This window comes from Neobacillus citreus (assembly GCF_018343545.2).
Taxonomy (GTDB): Bacteria; Bacillota; Bacilli; order Bacillales; family Cytobacillaceae; genus Neobacillus; species Neobacillus citreus.
The window spans coordinates 1-14,539 of sequence record NZ_JAGYPE020000028.1; the positions used below are offsets into that span (position 1 = coordinate 1).

A 14,539-nucleotide genomic window follows, 5' to 3' on the forward strand; every position below is an offset into this window, starting at 1 on the left:
CCGGGGCCCTTCTTTTCTAGCACTCACGGGAAAAATAGACTATCTATTTTTACCGGGGCCCTTCTTTTCTGGCGCTCACGGGCAGAATAGACCGCTTATTTTTACCGAAGCACTACTTTTCTGGCGCTCACGGGCAGAATAGACTGCTTATTTTTACTGCTGCCTTACTTTTCTAGTGCTCACGGGCAGAATAGATGGCTTATTTTTACCGGTGCCCTACTTTTCTGGCGCCAATGGGCAGAATTTGATGGCCCCCAATTCTCAATCCACTTTAACGCCATGCAACAATACCGCTTTCAGGCAAAAATCCTGTGGAACCCCCTCCTCATTGAAGGTAATTTGAAATGTCTCCCTGCATAATGGCGTGGCGTTCTCAAGCATCGATATAATCTCCTTTTGTGCTTCAGCTGATGTACTTGCCCGTTCAATCCAGCTGGCATATTCAAGGGGCAAATTCCACTTTAATCGCTCCGAATAATGTAAGGAGTTTTCAGCAAACATTTCCCGCCATTCAGAAAGGGAGCTTTCGCGTACTTGTGACGGATCGCGGAGCTTATTTACTTTGTTGATGAAATGATCGAGAACCTTGTCCTCCGGGGCGTAATGATCAACAAGTAAGAAATGTCCACCGTTCTTCAGAACACGAGAAATTTCTTTCACCGCTTTTCGTACATTTGGAAAGTGATGGGCTGCATAACGGCAGGTAACGATATCAAACATGGCATCAGGAAAAGGGAGCGTTTCGGCGTCTGCCTGCAGAAACGTTACATTTTCACAACCACGTTCCTTCGCATAATCAATCGCCACTTTCACCATTTCTTCCGTGATGTCGACTCCAATGCAATTTTTAACGGACGGTGCAAAGGCGAGCGCAGTATGCCCAGCAGCTGTGCCTATGTCGAGTACGTTTTCCTTGCCTGTTAACTTTACTGCTTTAACCATTACGTCCAGTTCCTGACCTGCGGTAAACAGCTTCTCGTCCCGGTATTTCTCGGGATGTTTTGCAAACTGTTGCTGGACCGTATTTTTCGCATCTGCCATCGTTTATTCCCCCTAGGAAATTACTGTTCTTATATGTATATTATCGATTAGACACGTATTCGTCTAAGATATATAATCTATGAAAGTCATAGATTTAAACTATGGAGTTGGTATAGATGGAGATACGCTTATTACAATATGCAGTGGAAGTCTATCAAAAAAATAGTTTTACAAAAGCAGCCGATAGTTTACATATCGCCCAGCCGTCGCTGAGCCAGCAAATCCAAAAGCTTGAAAAGGAAATCGGTGTCCGTTTGTTTTCACGTGGACAAGGGCGAGTCATTCCAACACCTGAAGGCATACGATTCATTGAGAAAGCGCAACAGATCTTACGGCAGCACGACGACCTTTTGCGCGAAATGCACGAAAATAGCGAGGGCATCGGATCTGAATTGACCATAGGCGCACCTGCCGTCACAGGTGGTCACGTGCTGCCATTGCTAATAGAAAACTTTCTGAAGCAATACCCGCAAATGAAGGTGCGTCTCATTGAGGAATCAACCGAGGAGTTAGAAAATTTAACAATTCGGGGTACTGTGGACCTGTCGGTGTTACCTTTACCGATCGAAAGTAACCAGTTAGCCACTCGGCTGATGCTGACAGAACCTTTGCTGCTGGCAGTTCCACGAGAAGAGAAAGACTGGATGTCGGAACAAATCCGCCATTTCGTTCGTTCTGCGGATGAAAATGACCAAGTCTCGAAGGGAACAGTTCCTTTGGCGAAGTTGTCCTGCTCACCGTTTATATTATTAAAACAGGGATATGGCTTTCGGCGGATTGTGATGGATCTCTGTGCTGACAGCGGATTTCAACCGCAAATTGATTTCGAAACAAGCAATATCGAGACAGCTCAATCTCTCGTCGCATCCGGATTGGGAGTGACAATTGTTCCAAAGATGGTCATGCGGCAAAATGCAGATTTTAATCCGTTGTATATTCCGCTTCAATCACACCCGACTCGAACAGTGGTATTTGCTTATTTAAAAGAGCGATACTTGAGTCTGGCGGCAAGGGCATTCATGGACGTTTATGAATCTAATGGAAAGAGTATTTTATAGGTGAAATTAATTAAGTAACCAGCTGAAGTAAAATAAGCGAAGATTTTTCTGTTAAATGCAGAATGGAGCTCGTTTTGAGGTAAATAAGGGAAGATTTTTCGATTATGCAAAGCAAAATCATCCATTTTCACGTTTTATGAAGCAATAGGCGAAATTTCTTCGTCTATTTATTCTATTTTTATCAATATTCACTAATTAAGCGAAAATTTTACGTCTATTAATTGTATCGTTACCCGAACCTGGGTTTCTAACAATTATTCTATTAGCCCACACACGAATACGCATCTGAAATCACATCGAACAAAAAAATTGTCAGCGTGTCAAACTATATTGCGATTTAACCCCAAAAAAATACCTGGTACTCTGTTCGTCCATCATTAACTATCTATCAACAAGGTTTCTGAAAGTTTGGTCATATTCATTAATCACATCGTTTATTTGCTCTAAGAATTCTTCGTCAATTCCCTTTGGCAGCTTTAAATTTTGTTTTTTCTTAATGGTTACTTGACCGTTCACTATATCAAAACCTACTTCATCCCCTTGACCGATTCCCAAGTGTTCCAACACTTCCTGTGGTAACGTAACCCCTAAACTATTCCCGATTTTTGTTACCTTTCTTTCCACTTCTCTCACCACCCTTAAAGTCATAATCATTCCTCCTCACTATTTGCACTTTCTGGGAGGTTTATAACCGTAAAAACAAATATTTTATACTAATGTTATAAGAATAATAACATGCTAATATTAATATTCACAGTTGTATAAATCCGTCAAATTAGGACATGGAGCGACATGCGCCTTCCAGAAAATATCCAATTAATAGCTTATTTCGTTAAAATTATGTTTTCTCAAATTGATTTCGAAACAAGCAATATCGAGACCGCTCAATCTCTCGTCGCATCCGGATTGGGAGTGACAATTGTTCCAAAGATGGTCATGCGGCAAAATGCAAATGTTAATCCGTTGTATATTCCGCTTCAATCATACCCGACTCGAACAGTGGTATTTGCTTATTTAAAGGACCGCTATTTGAGTCTGGCAGCAAGGGCATTTATGGACGCTTATGACAGGGAGTGACAGGAAATTCCCACCAACCATTTTCAAAAATAATCAACATTTATTTGGTACAATGTCACTTTTCAACTATAGTTAAATGGCAAGAATCCGGCCATAAAAATAGCCTCCCATTAACAAAATAGGAGGCTCATATTAAAACAGATTATTAGAACAGGAAGTAAAAATCAACGCTCTTCAACTATAGGGATTTTCCAGAATTCCCAATATATATATTATTAATAGAAGAATTCTTATCATCAAGCTCTTTACACTTTTCTTCCCAAAAATCCGCGCCGCTTATGTTTGCATGCAGCGGATTAAACACCGGGTCCTTCCCAGCCTTTCTTTGAGTCTCATAATCTTTTAATACTCTTAAGGCTGGTTTCATCAGGAAGAAAAGGGCGATTAAACTGAGCCAGGCCATTGATCCAAACCCTATATCCCCGAGAGCCCACATGGTTGATGCTGAATAAACACAGCCCGCATAGGTCATGATGAGCATGACAATTTTTAGGATTGTTTTCAGCCATGGCAGCTCTCGTTTTCCACTTAAATAAACAATAGTGGTTTCAGCAATATAGTAATAGGCCATTAATGTGGTAAAAGCAAAGAAAAAGATGGCAATCGCTACAAATCCCGGGCCAAATCCAGACATCACCGTTTCTACAGCCATTTGTGTATAGGCTGGACCTGCTTCAACATTTTTTAGAGTTTGAACAATGGGTTCTGCTCCTTCAGGTGTAACGTTATACATACCGGTAACAAGAATCATTAAGGCTGTCGCTGTACAGACAACGATTGTATCAATATAAACAGAGAAGGCCTGTACCAATCCCTGTTTCGCCGGATGGGATACTTCAGCAGCGGCCGAACTATAGGTCGCTTCACCGCAGCCGGCTACATTTGAGAAAATGGCCCTTCTGACCCCCCAGGCAATCGCGGCACCGACAATTCCCCCAAATACTTGATTCGCACCAAATGCACTTGTGAAAATCAGTGAAAACATTTCAGGCATTTGAGTAAAATTAGCCCCTAAAATGATAATCGTTACTAGGACATAACCAACGGCCATAAATGGAACAACAGCTTGACCCACACTCGCAATCCGCTTTACTCCACCAAAAATAACGGCACCAAGCAGTACCACCAAAAAGATACCAGTAACAAATTTATTTATTCCAAACGCATTTTCCATTCCGGATGCGATGTTATTTGCTTGGACGCCAGGAGTCAAAAATCCATAGGAGATGGTCACCACTACAGCCATGATAACCGCAAACCATTTAAGCCCCAGACCTTTTTCAATGAAATAAGGAGTTCCCCCACGATACTCATTTCCCACTTTAATCTTATACACCTGAGCCATCGTTGATTCAATAAAGGCACTGGCGCCCCCTAACAGCGCCATCATCCACATCCAGAAAACGGCTCCCGGCCCTCCGAAGGCAATCGCAGTTGCGACACCGGCAATATTACCGACCCCAACACGCCCTGATAAGGCCAAACAAAAAGCTTGAAATGAGGAAATCCCCTCATCTGAGCTCTTCCCTTCAAACAACAATCTAATCATTTCTTTAAAATACCTGATTTGCACAAAACGGGTTGCAAGAGTGAAGATTAATCCAGCACCAAGTGCAAGAATGACCAGTCCATTGCCCCAAACTTGACCCGCCAGCCAATTAATGAATTCTTCCATTTACCAATTCCCCCTGGTTCGTATACTTTGCAAACGCTAACAATTTCAGAAGTCCAAAATTCTCTCTGTTACTTAACAAAATAACGGATTGCTCCTCGCTGCTGTCTAACCATGGTGAAAAGTACGGACTGCCGGCAGACAGCCCGCTTTTTTGCATGAACATGGACCATTAAAAAAATTGCTATTTAATGTTTACCCAAACACTTTTTACTTCCGTATAATTATCAAGTGCATATGTGCCCATTTCGCGCCCGATTCCCGATTGTTTATACCCGCCAAAAGCTGCGGCAGGATCTTCTAGGTTGTAATCATTAATCCAGACAGTACCTGCTTTTAACTTGTTGGCCACTTTGTGTGCAGTTTTGATATCTTTCGTCCAAACTCCTGCCGCAAGGCCATATTGGGTATTGTTTGCCCGTTCGATCACTTCCTCCACCGTATCAAACGGCAATACAACGACAACCGGTCCGAAAATTTCCTCCTTCGCCACTACCATGTCATCCATTACATCCGCAAACACAGTCGGCTGGACGAAATATCCCTGGTCAAACGCCTTTTTGCCGCCAGCTGCTACTCTCGCTCCTTCTGCGACTCCTTTTTCAATATACATAAGGACACGCTCCAGCTGCTTTTGGGAGACAAGCGGCCCCATTTCAGTTTCCGGATCCATGCAAGGTCCCAATTTTACCTGAGCCGCCATTTTTGCCAGTTCGTCTACCACCTGATCATAATGTTTTCTGTGGACAAATACCCGCGAGCCGGCGCTGCAGTTTTGGCCATGATTATACATAATCCCGTTAAAGGCGCCTGGAATAGCCTCTGTTAAATCAGCATCCTCGAGAATAATGTTGGGGGACTTTCCTCCAAGTTCGAGCGTGATGTTTTTGATTGTCTCTGCAGCTTGCCGCATAATATACTTTCCTGTTGCAGTAGAACCTGTAAATGCCACTTTATCTACATCAGGATGATTGACAATCGCTGCACCTGCCGTTTGGCCGAAACCAGGAACAATGTTTACCACGCCTTCCGGGAAGCCTGCTTCTTGAATAAGCTTTGCGGCATAAAGGATCGATAATGGTGTTTGCTCAGCCGGCTTTAGCACGATGGTGCACCCTGCTGCCAAGGCAGCACCCATTTTCCAGGATGCCATCGTTAACGGATAATTCCAAGGAATGATTTGACCGACCACACCAACCGGTTCATGCCTTGTAAAATTTAAATAATCCTTGGAAATCGGAACAGTCTGTCCAAGAATTTTTGTCGCCCAGCCAGCATAATAACGGAATTGTTCGACTGTGGCCGGAATATCATCTGCTAATGCAACAGCGTAAGGCTTGCCATTATCCAAAGCTTCCAGCTGAGCCAATTCTTCTTTATGCTGTTCAATCAAATCGGCGAATTTATAAATGATTCTTGCTCTTTCAGCTGCACTCAAATCAGGCCACGGCCCGGATTCAAAAGCCTTCCTTGCCGCTTTGACAGCTAAATCAATATCTTCTTCCTGTGCCTCACTTACAAGGGCAAGCACTTCTTCAGTTGCTGGATTCAATGTTTCAAATGTTTTCCCGCTAACCGACGGAACAAATTTACCATTAATAAATAGTTCGATTTTTCCTGCTAAAAATTCTTTCACGTTCGGTTTCAATTCATAATGTGTTGTTAACATTGTCTTCCCCCTCCTTTAAGCTAGTTGGAACTGCGTATACTTAAACAAGTGACAGTACATGTAAATTCTTCAAAATTTCTTTGAGCGTTTGATCCTCTTCCGGCGTTAATCCTAAACGCGGATATCGGGCAGGACCTCCTGCATTGCCTAGCAGATCCATTGAACGCTTAACGATTTGAACATATTTTCCTGAACCCTCAAGGAAGGTACAAAGAGGAAGAATCCGGTCATTGATTTCCCATGCTTGCTCAAGTTCACCGTTTTGGAAGTGATTGAACATATCTGTTACAAGCTTTGGCACGATATTGCCGGCAACCGAAATCCAGCCGGTAGCACCGACAAAGTAAGACTCCATTACCAATTCCTCGGAACCGCAGAAAACTTCAAAATTCCCCTTTGCCCCTCTGGCTAAGTCACGCGCCTTGCGGATATCCCCGCTTGATTCTTTAATTCGGGTAACATTCTCCAAATCCGTTCCAATTCTGAGCATTAATTCGGTACTCATGTCGACACCGGAAGTAAAGGGGTTGTTGTAAAGCATTATCGGAATATTTACGGCATTATTCACTTCTTTAAAATGGTAGTAGATTTCGTCTTCTTTTGGTTTGGCATAATAGGAATTGATAATCAAAGCACAATCGGCGCCATGTGCCTCTGCCTGCTTGGTGTTCTCAATCGTCTCCTTTGTCGTTTCTGCCGCTGTCCCGACAATAACGGGGATACGGCCGTTTACTTCTTTCATTACCACTTCGACCATCTGGTACTTCTCTTCCTTTGTCAAACTGACGAATTCCCCTGTACTTCCATTAATGACAATCCCGGCGACACCTTGGTTAATAAAATAATTTACGTTATTTTTTACACCGCCCCAATCAATTTCCTGTTCCTTCGTCATCGGGGTAATCAGTACTGGAAAAGCTCCTCTAATTGCTGTCATCATAATTCCTCCTCTATGATTCTATAAATATTTTTCCTTACTAAAAATAAATTATTTTAAGATAAACCCCGCCGCTAATGGGTCTGTTGGATCCAGAATAAAGGTTTGCATCCCGGTTATAAATCCACGGCAGGTCATCGTAAATTGAAAGCGAGATTCTTGTTGCTGCAAAACCTGGACTTGTAATTGACTGCCAAAAATACTCTCATTCACAAGCGAAACCTGGTTCGTAATAGAACCCGATGATAGCAGGCTTGTGAATGCTGCAAGTGTCGGTCCAAAACCTGGGGATCTGACAATCAAGAGATCATCCCGGAAGGTAATAGAACGAATGTGTCCTTCATCGATCCTTGACTCGTCTACTAAAATGGCCCCTTTCACATCCGGGCTTAATGATGGCAGAACAGTTTGTCCCCATCTTCGCAAATCCGCTAATTCCTCCACCTGAATGTCCACCGGGAAGTCCTGTTTGCGGAAGACGGCGTATACCTGATCAGACTGAACGAGTGTATGGTTGGCAAGTGAAGGTGTGACACATTCCTTTGTCCCCATTACCTCACAGAAGCCGCTCTCCATCTTAACCGAGACCACTTCTTCTCCCTTCATTACGGCGGTGATCGGGAAAACGCCGCCCACGGTTTCAATCAAATATTGATTTGACGCCCTCTCTCTTAGATGGCCGCATTCTAATAGGGCCGTCACCACTGCAGCCAGGCCACCATAATGAATCGGCATGGTGCCATCATGATTGAAGAATACGACCGCCGCATCAGCCTCTCGTGTCAATGGCGGAACAACAAGGCAGCCATTTAATCCGGCAAATCCGCGGGGCTCATTTAATAATAGAGTTTGCTCTTCCTTATAAGCTTGGGGAAACAATTCATATAATTCTTTTAAACTTTGGTAATGGATGAATGGTGCATTCCGGATGATGCGGAATGCCTCTCCGGCAACGTGAACATCTATTGTGGAATAGGCTTTTTCAATTTTCACTTCACATCCTCCATTTCATGTTCATTCATTGGGGGAATCAGCAGGAAGCCTTCCTTTAACGGATCTTCCTCATGGTAGAAGAATTGATGCATCCCCATTAGCCACGCAGAACCCGTAATCCTAGTCACAACCGCTTCAATCCCTGCTACATCAGTCGTTTCAAGAATTTCCCCGCGGAATAGCGACCCGACGATGCTTTCATGAACAAATTCTTCCCCTATCGCAATCTGTTGCTTGGCATACATAACAGAAAGCTTTGCAGACGTTCCTGTACCACATGGAGAGCGGTCAATTCCTCCTGGCGGGACAATAACGGTATTTTTGACATCAGCCGCCTCATGGGTTGGATTGGTGAAAAATTCCACATGGGTCAGCCCTTTTATAAACGGATATTTAGGATGAACGATATCGGTTTTCTCATTAATGGCGTTTCTAATTGTAATCGCTTTATCAATAATGGCTGCAGCGTTCTCCGGTATTAACTCTAAACCCACCGAATTTGCATCAATAATCGCGTAGAAATTCCCCCCATAAGCAATGTCAGCATCTACCTGGCCGATTCCTTCAACCTCGACCGAAACACTTTTTAATAGAAAGGCCGGGATATTGCAAAAAGACACTTCCTTCGCTTTTCCGTTTTCTACAGCGATGTCTACACTAACGAGTCCTGCAGGAGTATCTAATTTCAATGAAGTAACCGGCTCCTGTACCGGAATTAGGCCAGATTCAATAAGCGCCGTACAAACACCAATCGTGTCATGGCCGCACATCGGCAGATAGCCGCCTGTTTCAATGTAGATGACACCGATATCCGCCTCCGGATGGCATGGCTCTGTCAGCAGGGCACCTGACATTACGTCATGCCCCCGTGGTTCGTTCATTAACAGCTTTCGAATCCAGTCATATTCCTTTTTCATATAAAGCATTTTTTCGGACATGGTTTCCCCCACAAGGTTTGGCAGGCCGCTAATGACCGTCCGCGTGGGGTTGCCGCCTGTGTGGGTATCAATCGTTGTAAAAACTTTGTCTGCCCTCATCTTATGACCATCCTTTCTCTAAATCGCTCAAAACGAAGCGGTTCAATCGGAATGGAGGTTTCTTTTTCATTTAGCATTTCCTCCATGACTTTTCCGGTGACCGCAGCAAGGCTGATTCCATCGCCCTCATGGCCGGCAGCAATGTAGAAATTAGGAATTCCCTCCACCCTGGAAACAATGGGCAGGTGATCTTCCGTCCAAGGCCGCAATCCTGCATAAGAGCGAATAACCATCATATCGGCCATTTTCGGATAAAAGCGGATGGCACGATTGGCAATACACTGGATGATTTCGTTGTTAACTTTCGTGTTAAAGCCAACAAATTCACGGCTGCTGCCGATTAAAAAATTTTGGCTTTCTGTCGGTTCAAACACAAGGGCCACCCCGTATTTTTCCGTGAGTGGATCGACCCGCCGTTCCCCGCCAAATTTTGAAATTAAATAGCCAAACTCCATTACTTTCCGAGAACCGACATGCTGCTGGCGCGATGCTACGACGATATGTCCTTTTCTCGGTTTGATAGGAATCGAGAGGTCTAGCATTTCGCCAATTTTGGGCGCCCACACTCCAGCAGCATTCACCACATGGTCGGCAGTAAACACACCTTTCGATGTTTGAACAATAAAAGAACCATTTTCTCTTTTGATTTCCCTGACTTCGGTGTGATTGAAAGCTTTTGCTCGTTGTTTCTTGGCTTTCTCAAGTAAGGCAAAAGCAAGCATATATGGATTGACAGTAGAGTCTGTCGCACATTCTAATCCACCTAATAAATCATCGGCAAAAAAGGGCGACTCCTGACGAATATCCTCACGATCCAGCATTCTAAACGGCAACCCGGCAGCCTTTTGGCGGCCCACCCATTTCCTTGCAGCCTCCATCTCCTCCTCGGACTCACAAACGAGGATGCTGCCAGGCGCACGATATTCAAACTTATGGTCAAGCTCTCTGCTCAAGTCATCTACCAAACGCTGGCTAACCAAAGACATTTGACTATCGAATCCGGGATCTTTATCAATCGCTAAGATATTTCCATCACAGCGGGAAGATGTACCGCTGACAAATTCCCCTTTTTCAATGACTGTCACATCTCTGCCTGATTTTGAGACATAATAGGCAATCGCACAGCCAATAATTCCCCCGCCAATGACGAGAACATCACAGTGTTTCACCGTTCCTTCCCCCCTCCATAAAAAAATCTCATGTAAACTTAATGCAATAAGTGTGCCAAAAAAAACATAGTCATATTTTTATGTGTCAATTATAAATTTTTAAAATATTTTGACACATGGTGTATAATGTTTTATAAAGTGTAAATATTTTTTTACACACCGAAAGGAGGATCTTATGTTTTTTCCCATCCAAACTGCCAAGGATATCGTTAAGGAGCTGCCGGATACTGCATCTGGCCTTATGCATCTAACAATGATTAACAAAAAATATTATTACGCCCCCTCAGATAATACATCTCTGATTCCATGCAAAGTTGTTCATGAGGATGATTCGATTGAAAGTCTGATTCACTCATTTCAGGATGATTCCGTAACAATCCTGTTGAACGAAAACGAGCAGCCTGCCGCTTGTATCACAGCCGGACATATGATTGCATTCCTCTTTAGCACCTACAGACAACTCCTGGCTTTCTATGAAACGGTCATTGCTACAACTGATTCTTCTGTCACCGTAATTGATGCAAAAGAAACCGTCCGCACTTGGACAAAAGGGGCGGAAAAAATTTTTTCCGTTAAGCAGCAAGAGATTATCGGCAAACCCATTACAGACTTTTTTGATAAAAATAAACTAGAAATCTTGCAAACCTTACATAAAGGAAAGCGCATTACCGGCCAGTACCATCAGCCTCGATCTGATTTATTTGTGTTAATCAATACCAATCCTGTTACCTTTAATAATCGTATTATTGGCGCTGTTGTCTCCGAAACGGATGTCACCAATCAAGTCATGTTGAACGAAAAACTGTTTAACATGTCCAATGAAGTTCGACGTTTAGAACAAGAAGTCGCAAAGTACAACCATTCCAACGATCCTTTTCGATTTATTAAAGGGACAAGTGCTGCGATTCAGCACACCATTGAAATGGCAAGAAAGGTGTGTACGGTTAAATCAACCGTGCTAATCCTAGGAGAAAGCGGCGTCGGAAAAGAAGTATTTGCCCGAGCGATTCATGAAGCCAGCGAGAAGCCTAATGCACCTTTTATTACTATCAACTGTGGGGCCATACCCGCATCATTATTTGAAAGTGAATTATTTGGATATGAACGCGGCGCCTTCTCCGGTGCCGATTACAAAGGAAAAAAAGGGAAAATTGAGCTGGCAAAGGGAGGAACATTATTTCTCGACGAAATTGGCGAAATGCCGCTGGAGATGCAAGTAAAACTGCTGCGAGTGCTGCAAGAGCGGAAATTCTACCGGGTTGGCGGCGAAAAGGAAATCAATATCGACTTTCGTGTCATCGCCGCCACAAACCGTGACTTGCAGGAATTAATGAGACAAGGGGAATTTCGTGAAGATTTATATTACCGCCTAAATGTAGTAACCCTCTATATCCCCCCATTAAGAGAGAGACCGGGGGATATTATTGAATTAACCCATTATTACTTAAATGAGTTTGCCAAAAGCTATTCAAGGCCGATCCATGAGTTTACTCCGGACGTCATGCAGGCCATGCTCCACTATGACTGGCCCGGGAATATTCGCGAACTTCGTAATATGGCGGAACGCCTTGTTGTATTCGCCACTGACGGAGTAATCAGGGCAGAGTATTTGCGGTTTTCTTCCGCTGGCACTGACCAAAATACCCCTAAACTTCAAACGGTTGATAGAGTAATAGAAACAAATGACACGATCGTATCGCTTCAGGAAGAAATGGATCAGCATGAAAGAAGAGTCATTGAACGTGCTTTACAGATTGCAAATGGAAATAAACTGGAGTGTGCCAAACGTCTCGGCATCACTAGGGCAACCTTATACAACCGGTTGAAGCGGCTGGGGTTGGATTAAACGATCCACCGCAAAAGTTGGCACATTTTTTGCATGATATTGGTTATATACTTCATGAGGAGGAATTCAAATGACAAACATGGAAAACATGGTTATTTGTCGGTGCGAAGAAGTCACCTATGGACAGCTAATATCAACAGCAAACCAGCATCAATGCACTGCCCGGGAATTGAAATTAAGAACCCGGGCCGGAATGGGCTTTTGCGGCGGACGGACATGCCGTATTTCTGTCGATAAGATTATTGAAAGCGCAGTTCCCCATACTACTGCAGGCGATATCCCATTGAAATATCAGCCCCCAGTGAGACCGATGACGTTCGGAGCGGTAGGTGGAAAAAAATGAGTAGAATACTAGACCATCCTGTTTTAGGCAAGCTAACAGACCGAAAAAGGATTTCATTTCAATATGATCACACGACCTATGAAGCATATGAACAGGAGACGATTGCTGCTGCATTACTGGCAAACGGGATCAGGAAGCTCCGTGTCCATGAAGAAAGCGGATCACCACGAGGAATTTACTGCAATATCGGCCATTGTATGGAGTGCCGAGTGACCGTCAATGGGCAGGCGAACGTACGGGCCTGCTTAACCTTTGTGGAAGAAGATATGGTTGTAGAAAGCGGCAAGCAGCTGCCAAATATCGTCAAGAGGATGGTGGAACAGGGATGAGTGATGTAATTGTAATCGGAGCCGGACCTGCCGGCCTATCAGGAGCCATCGCCTCCGCCAAAAATGGTCTCCACGTAACCGTCCTGGATGAATTTATCAAACCAGGCGGCAGATTGCTTGGCCAGCTTCACCAAGAACCATCTGGGGAGTGGTGGAACGGGATGAAAGAATCAGAACGCCTGCTTCAGGAAGCAAGGAACTTAAACATTGATATTCGCTGCGGCGTGTCTGTATATAACCTTGAGAAAGACGAAAAGCTCTGGAATGTCCATTCAAACTCTGGCACCCTTTCGGCTCCAAATGTCCTAGTTGCCACTGGCGCAGCAGAATATCCCATCCCAGTACCGGGTTGGACGCTGCCTGGGGTGATGTCGATCGGCGCAGCACAGGTGATGACAAATGTTCACCGAGTACAAGTCGGGAGCAAGGGAATCATCATTGGAGCTAACATCTTGACATTTGCGATTTTGAATGAGCTGCAGTTGGCCGGCATAAACGTCGATCGGATTGTCCTACCAGAAAAAAGCCCGATAAGCGGGAAAGCCGGTGACCCGGAAGAAGTGTTAAAGACCCTTTTACATGCAGCCCATCTGGCACCATCCCCGCTGCTGCGAATTGGCAGCCAGTTTATGAAAAATGATACCTTGAGAAAAATCGGCATCAACTTTTATCCGAAAAACGGTATGAAAATAAACGGTACGCCGCTGCAGTTACGAAAAGCGGCAGTAGAAATCGTCGGGAAACAACAAGTTGAGGGAGTTAGGGTGGCTGATACGGATGTGAATGGGAAGGTTATTCCTGGCAGTGAAACCATCTATGAGGCAGACTTCGTTTGTATCGCCGGCGGTTTATATCCGCTCGCAGAGCTTGCGGCTGTGGCCGGCTGTCCATTCCAATACCTCCCTGAACTGGGCGGACATGTACCTTGTCACTCAGAAACCATGGAAACACCGCTCGAAGGCCTATTTGTGGCAGGAAACATCACCGGCATCGAAAGCGGTAAAATTGCCATGGCCCAGGGGACAATTGCGGGCCTGGCAATCGCCAAACACTTCGGCAAAGGTTCAGGAACCATTGACCAGCAGCTTAAACGGGCTATCCAGCAGGTCCGCACTGTAAGAGAACATGCAGCAATTCAATTTAATCCTGAAATTGAAAAAGGCAGGGGCAAAATGAAAGAAATTTGGGAAACTCAATATACAAACCAAAGCGGCCAAAAACCCCATAAGAGAATTGGCTAGGATCAAATATAGTCCTACAAAAAAATCAGCAGATAGCTGCTGATTTTTTTTATTACAACCTGCTTGTTGCAGTAAATATTTCGTCCTGCTGAACCCACCTACTACAAAAAAAAGCGCCGATACCATC

The 14,539-nt window shown here is 44.2% G+C and carries 14 protein-coding genes; 6 read left to right on the forward strand and 8 right to left on the reverse strand.

The genetic code is table 11. From position 1 onward, the window contains the following. Positions 1–261 precede the first annotated feature (261 nt). On the reverse strand, positions 262–1,041 hold the full coding sequence (locus KHB02_RS15655; protein WP_213148098.1) for a class I SAM-dependent methyltransferase: 780 nt from the start codon (positions 1,039–1,041) through the stop codon (positions 262–264). A 116-nt stretch (positions 1,042–1,157) separates the two neighbouring features. Between KHB02_RS15655 and KHB02_RS15660 the strand changes: the two genes are divergently transcribed. Further along, positions 1,158–2,099 (forward strand): LysR family transcriptional regulator, encoded by a 942-nt coding sequence (locus KHB02_RS15660; protein ID WP_213148097.1) that lies wholly within the window; start codon positions 1,158–1,160, stop codon positions 2,097–2,099. A gap of 381 nt (positions 2,100–2,480) precedes the next feature. Here KHB02_RS15660 and KHB02_RS15665 read toward each other — a convergent pair whose 3' ends face one another. After that, on the reverse strand, positions 2,481–2,747 hold the full coding sequence (locus tag KHB02_RS15665; RefSeq protein ID WP_213148096.1) for an AbrB/MazE/SpoVT family DNA-binding domain-containing protein: 267 nt from the start codon (positions 2,745–2,747) through the stop codon (positions 2,481–2,483). Positions 2,748–2,891: 144 nt separating this feature from the next. Here KHB02_RS15665 and KHB02_RS15670 point away from each other — a divergent pair, with 144 nt between their 5' ends. Beyond that, on the forward strand, positions 2,892–3,176 hold the full coding sequence (locus tag KHB02_RS15670; RefSeq protein WP_213148095.1) for a LysR family transcriptional regulator substrate-binding protein: 285 nt from the start codon (positions 2,892–2,894) through the stop codon (positions 3,174–3,176). A gap of 178 nt (positions 3,177–3,354) precedes the next feature. Here the strand turns inward: KHB02_RS15670 and KHB02_RS15675 are convergent, their stop codons facing one another. The 6 genes from KHB02_RS15675 to KHB02_RS15700 form a co-directional block, all read right to left on the reverse strand. Further along, positions 3,355–4,851: an alanine/glycine:cation symporter family protein gene (locus KHB02_RS15675; protein ID WP_213148094.1), complete on the reverse strand. Its 1,497-nt coding sequence runs from the start codon at positions 4,849–4,851 to the stop codon at positions 3,355–3,357. Between the two features lie 181 nt (positions 4,852–5,032). Continuing rightward, the gene (locus KHB02_RS15680) at positions 5,033–6,517 is read right to left on the reverse strand and encodes an aldehyde dehydrogenase family protein (RefSeq protein ID WP_213148093.1); all 1,485 of its coding nucleotides are present in this window, start codon (positions 6,515–6,517) and stop codon (positions 5,033–5,035) included. A 40-nt stretch (positions 6,518–6,557) separates the two neighbouring features. Beyond that, positions 6,558–7,454 carry a 4-hydroxy-tetrahydrodipicolinate synthase gene (dapA, locus tag KHB02_RS15685; protein WP_213148125.1) on the reverse strand — a complete coding sequence of 299 codons (897 nt, stop codon included), beginning with the start codon at positions 7,452–7,454 and terminating at the stop codon, positions 6,558–6,560. Positions 7,455–7,505: 51 nt separating this feature from the next. Continuing rightward, positions 7,506–8,447 carry a proline racemase family protein gene (locus tag KHB02_RS15690; RefSeq protein ID WP_213148092.1) on the reverse strand — a complete coding sequence of 314 codons (942 nt, stop codon included), beginning with the start codon at positions 8,445–8,447 and terminating at the stop codon, positions 7,506–7,508. Next, the gene (locus KHB02_RS15695) at positions 8,444–9,484 is read right to left on the reverse strand and encodes a proline racemase family protein (RefSeq protein ID WP_213148091.1); all 1,041 of its coding nucleotides are present in this window, start codon (positions 9,482–9,484) and stop codon (positions 8,444–8,446) included. Before KHB02_RS15695 ends, KHB02_RS15690 begins: the two co-directional genes overlap by 4 nt. Then, positions 9,481–10,653 carry an NAD(P)/FAD-dependent oxidoreductase gene (locus KHB02_RS15700; protein ID WP_213148090.1) on the reverse strand — a complete coding sequence of 391 codons (1,173 nt, stop codon included), beginning with the start codon at positions 10,651–10,653 and terminating at the stop codon, positions 9,481–9,483. Before KHB02_RS15700 ends, KHB02_RS15695 begins: the two co-directional genes overlap by 4 nt. A 175-nt stretch (positions 10,654–10,828) precedes the next feature. Between KHB02_RS15700 and KHB02_RS15705 the strand changes: the two genes are divergently transcribed. The 4 genes from KHB02_RS15705 to KHB02_RS15720 all read left to right on the forward strand — a co-directional run bounded on the left by KHB02_RS15705 (position 10,829) and on the right by KHB02_RS15720 (position 14,412). Next, positions 10,829–12,499 (forward strand): sigma-54 interaction domain-containing protein, encoded by a 1,671-nt coding sequence (locus KHB02_RS15705; RefSeq protein ID WP_213148089.1) that lies wholly within the window; start codon positions 10,829–10,831, stop codon positions 12,497–12,499. Between the two features lie 70 nt (positions 12,500–12,569). Next, entirely contained in the window at positions 12,570–12,842 is a 273-nt protein-coding gene (locus tag KHB02_RS15710; RefSeq protein ID WP_213148088.1) for a (2Fe-2S)-binding protein, read from the forward strand. Further along, positions 12,839–13,171, forward strand: coding sequence for a (2Fe-2S)-binding protein (locus KHB02_RS15715; RefSeq protein WP_213148087.1), 333 nt, complete (start codon positions 12,839–12,841; stop codon positions 13,169–13,171). The genes KHB02_RS15710 and KHB02_RS15715 overlap by 4 nt, the downstream gene beginning before the upstream one ends. Continuing rightward, positions 13,168–14,412, forward strand: a complete 1,245-nt coding sequence (locus KHB02_RS15720; RefSeq protein ID WP_213148086.1) for an NAD(P)/FAD-dependent oxidoreductase — start codon at positions 13,168–13,170, stop codon at positions 14,410–14,412. The genes KHB02_RS15715 and KHB02_RS15720 overlap by 4 nt, the downstream gene beginning before the upstream one ends. Positions 14,413–14,539 lie beyond the last annotated feature (127 nt).

Excerpts from the sequence above, each read along its gene's own strand:
- KHB02_RS15655 (WP_213148098.1), bottom strand. The coding sequence starts at position 1,041 with ATGGCAGATGCGAAAAATACGGTCCAGCAACAGTTTGCAAAACATCCC.
- KHB02_RS15660 (WP_213148097.1), top strand. The coding sequence starts at position 1,158 with ATGGAGATACGCTTATTACAATATGCAGTGGAAGTCTATCAAAAAAAT.
- KHB02_RS15665 (WP_213148096.1), bottom strand. The coding sequence starts at position 2,747 with ATGACTTTAAGGGTGGTGAGAGAAGTGGAAAGAAAGGTAACAAAAATC.
- KHB02_RS15670 (WP_213148095.1), top strand. The coding sequence starts at position 2,892 with ATGCGCCTTCCAGAAAATATCCAATTAATAGCTTATTTCGTTAAAATT.
- KHB02_RS15675 (WP_213148094.1), bottom strand. The coding sequence starts at position 4,851 with ATGGAAGAATTCATTAATTGGCTGGCGGGTCAAGTTTGGGGCAATGGA.
- KHB02_RS15680 (WP_213148093.1), bottom strand. The coding sequence starts at position 6,517 with ATGTTAACAACACATTATGAATTGAAACCGAACGTGAAAGAATTTTTA.
- dapA (WP_213148125.1), bottom strand. The coding sequence starts at position 7,454 with ATGACAGCAATTAGAGGAGCTTTTCCAGTACTGATTACCCCGATGACG.
- KHB02_RS15695 (WP_213148091.1), bottom strand. The coding sequence starts at position 9,484 with ATGAGGGCAGACAAAGTTTTTACAACGATTGATACCCACACAGGCGGC.
- KHB02_RS15705 (WP_213148089.1), top strand. The coding sequence starts at position 10,829 with ATGTTTTTTCCCATCCAAACTGCCAAGGATATCGTTAAGGAGCTGCCG.
- KHB02_RS15710 (WP_213148088.1), top strand. The coding sequence starts at position 12,570 with ATGACAAACATGGAAAACATGGTTATTTGTCGGTGCGAAGAAGTCACC.
- KHB02_RS15715 (WP_213148087.1), top strand. The coding sequence starts at position 12,839 with ATGAGTAGAATACTAGACCATCCTGTTTTAGGCAAGCTAACAGACCGA.
- KHB02_RS15720 (WP_213148086.1), top strand. The coding sequence starts at position 13,168 with ATGAGTGATGTAATTGTAATCGGAGCCGGACCTGCCGGCCTATCAGGA.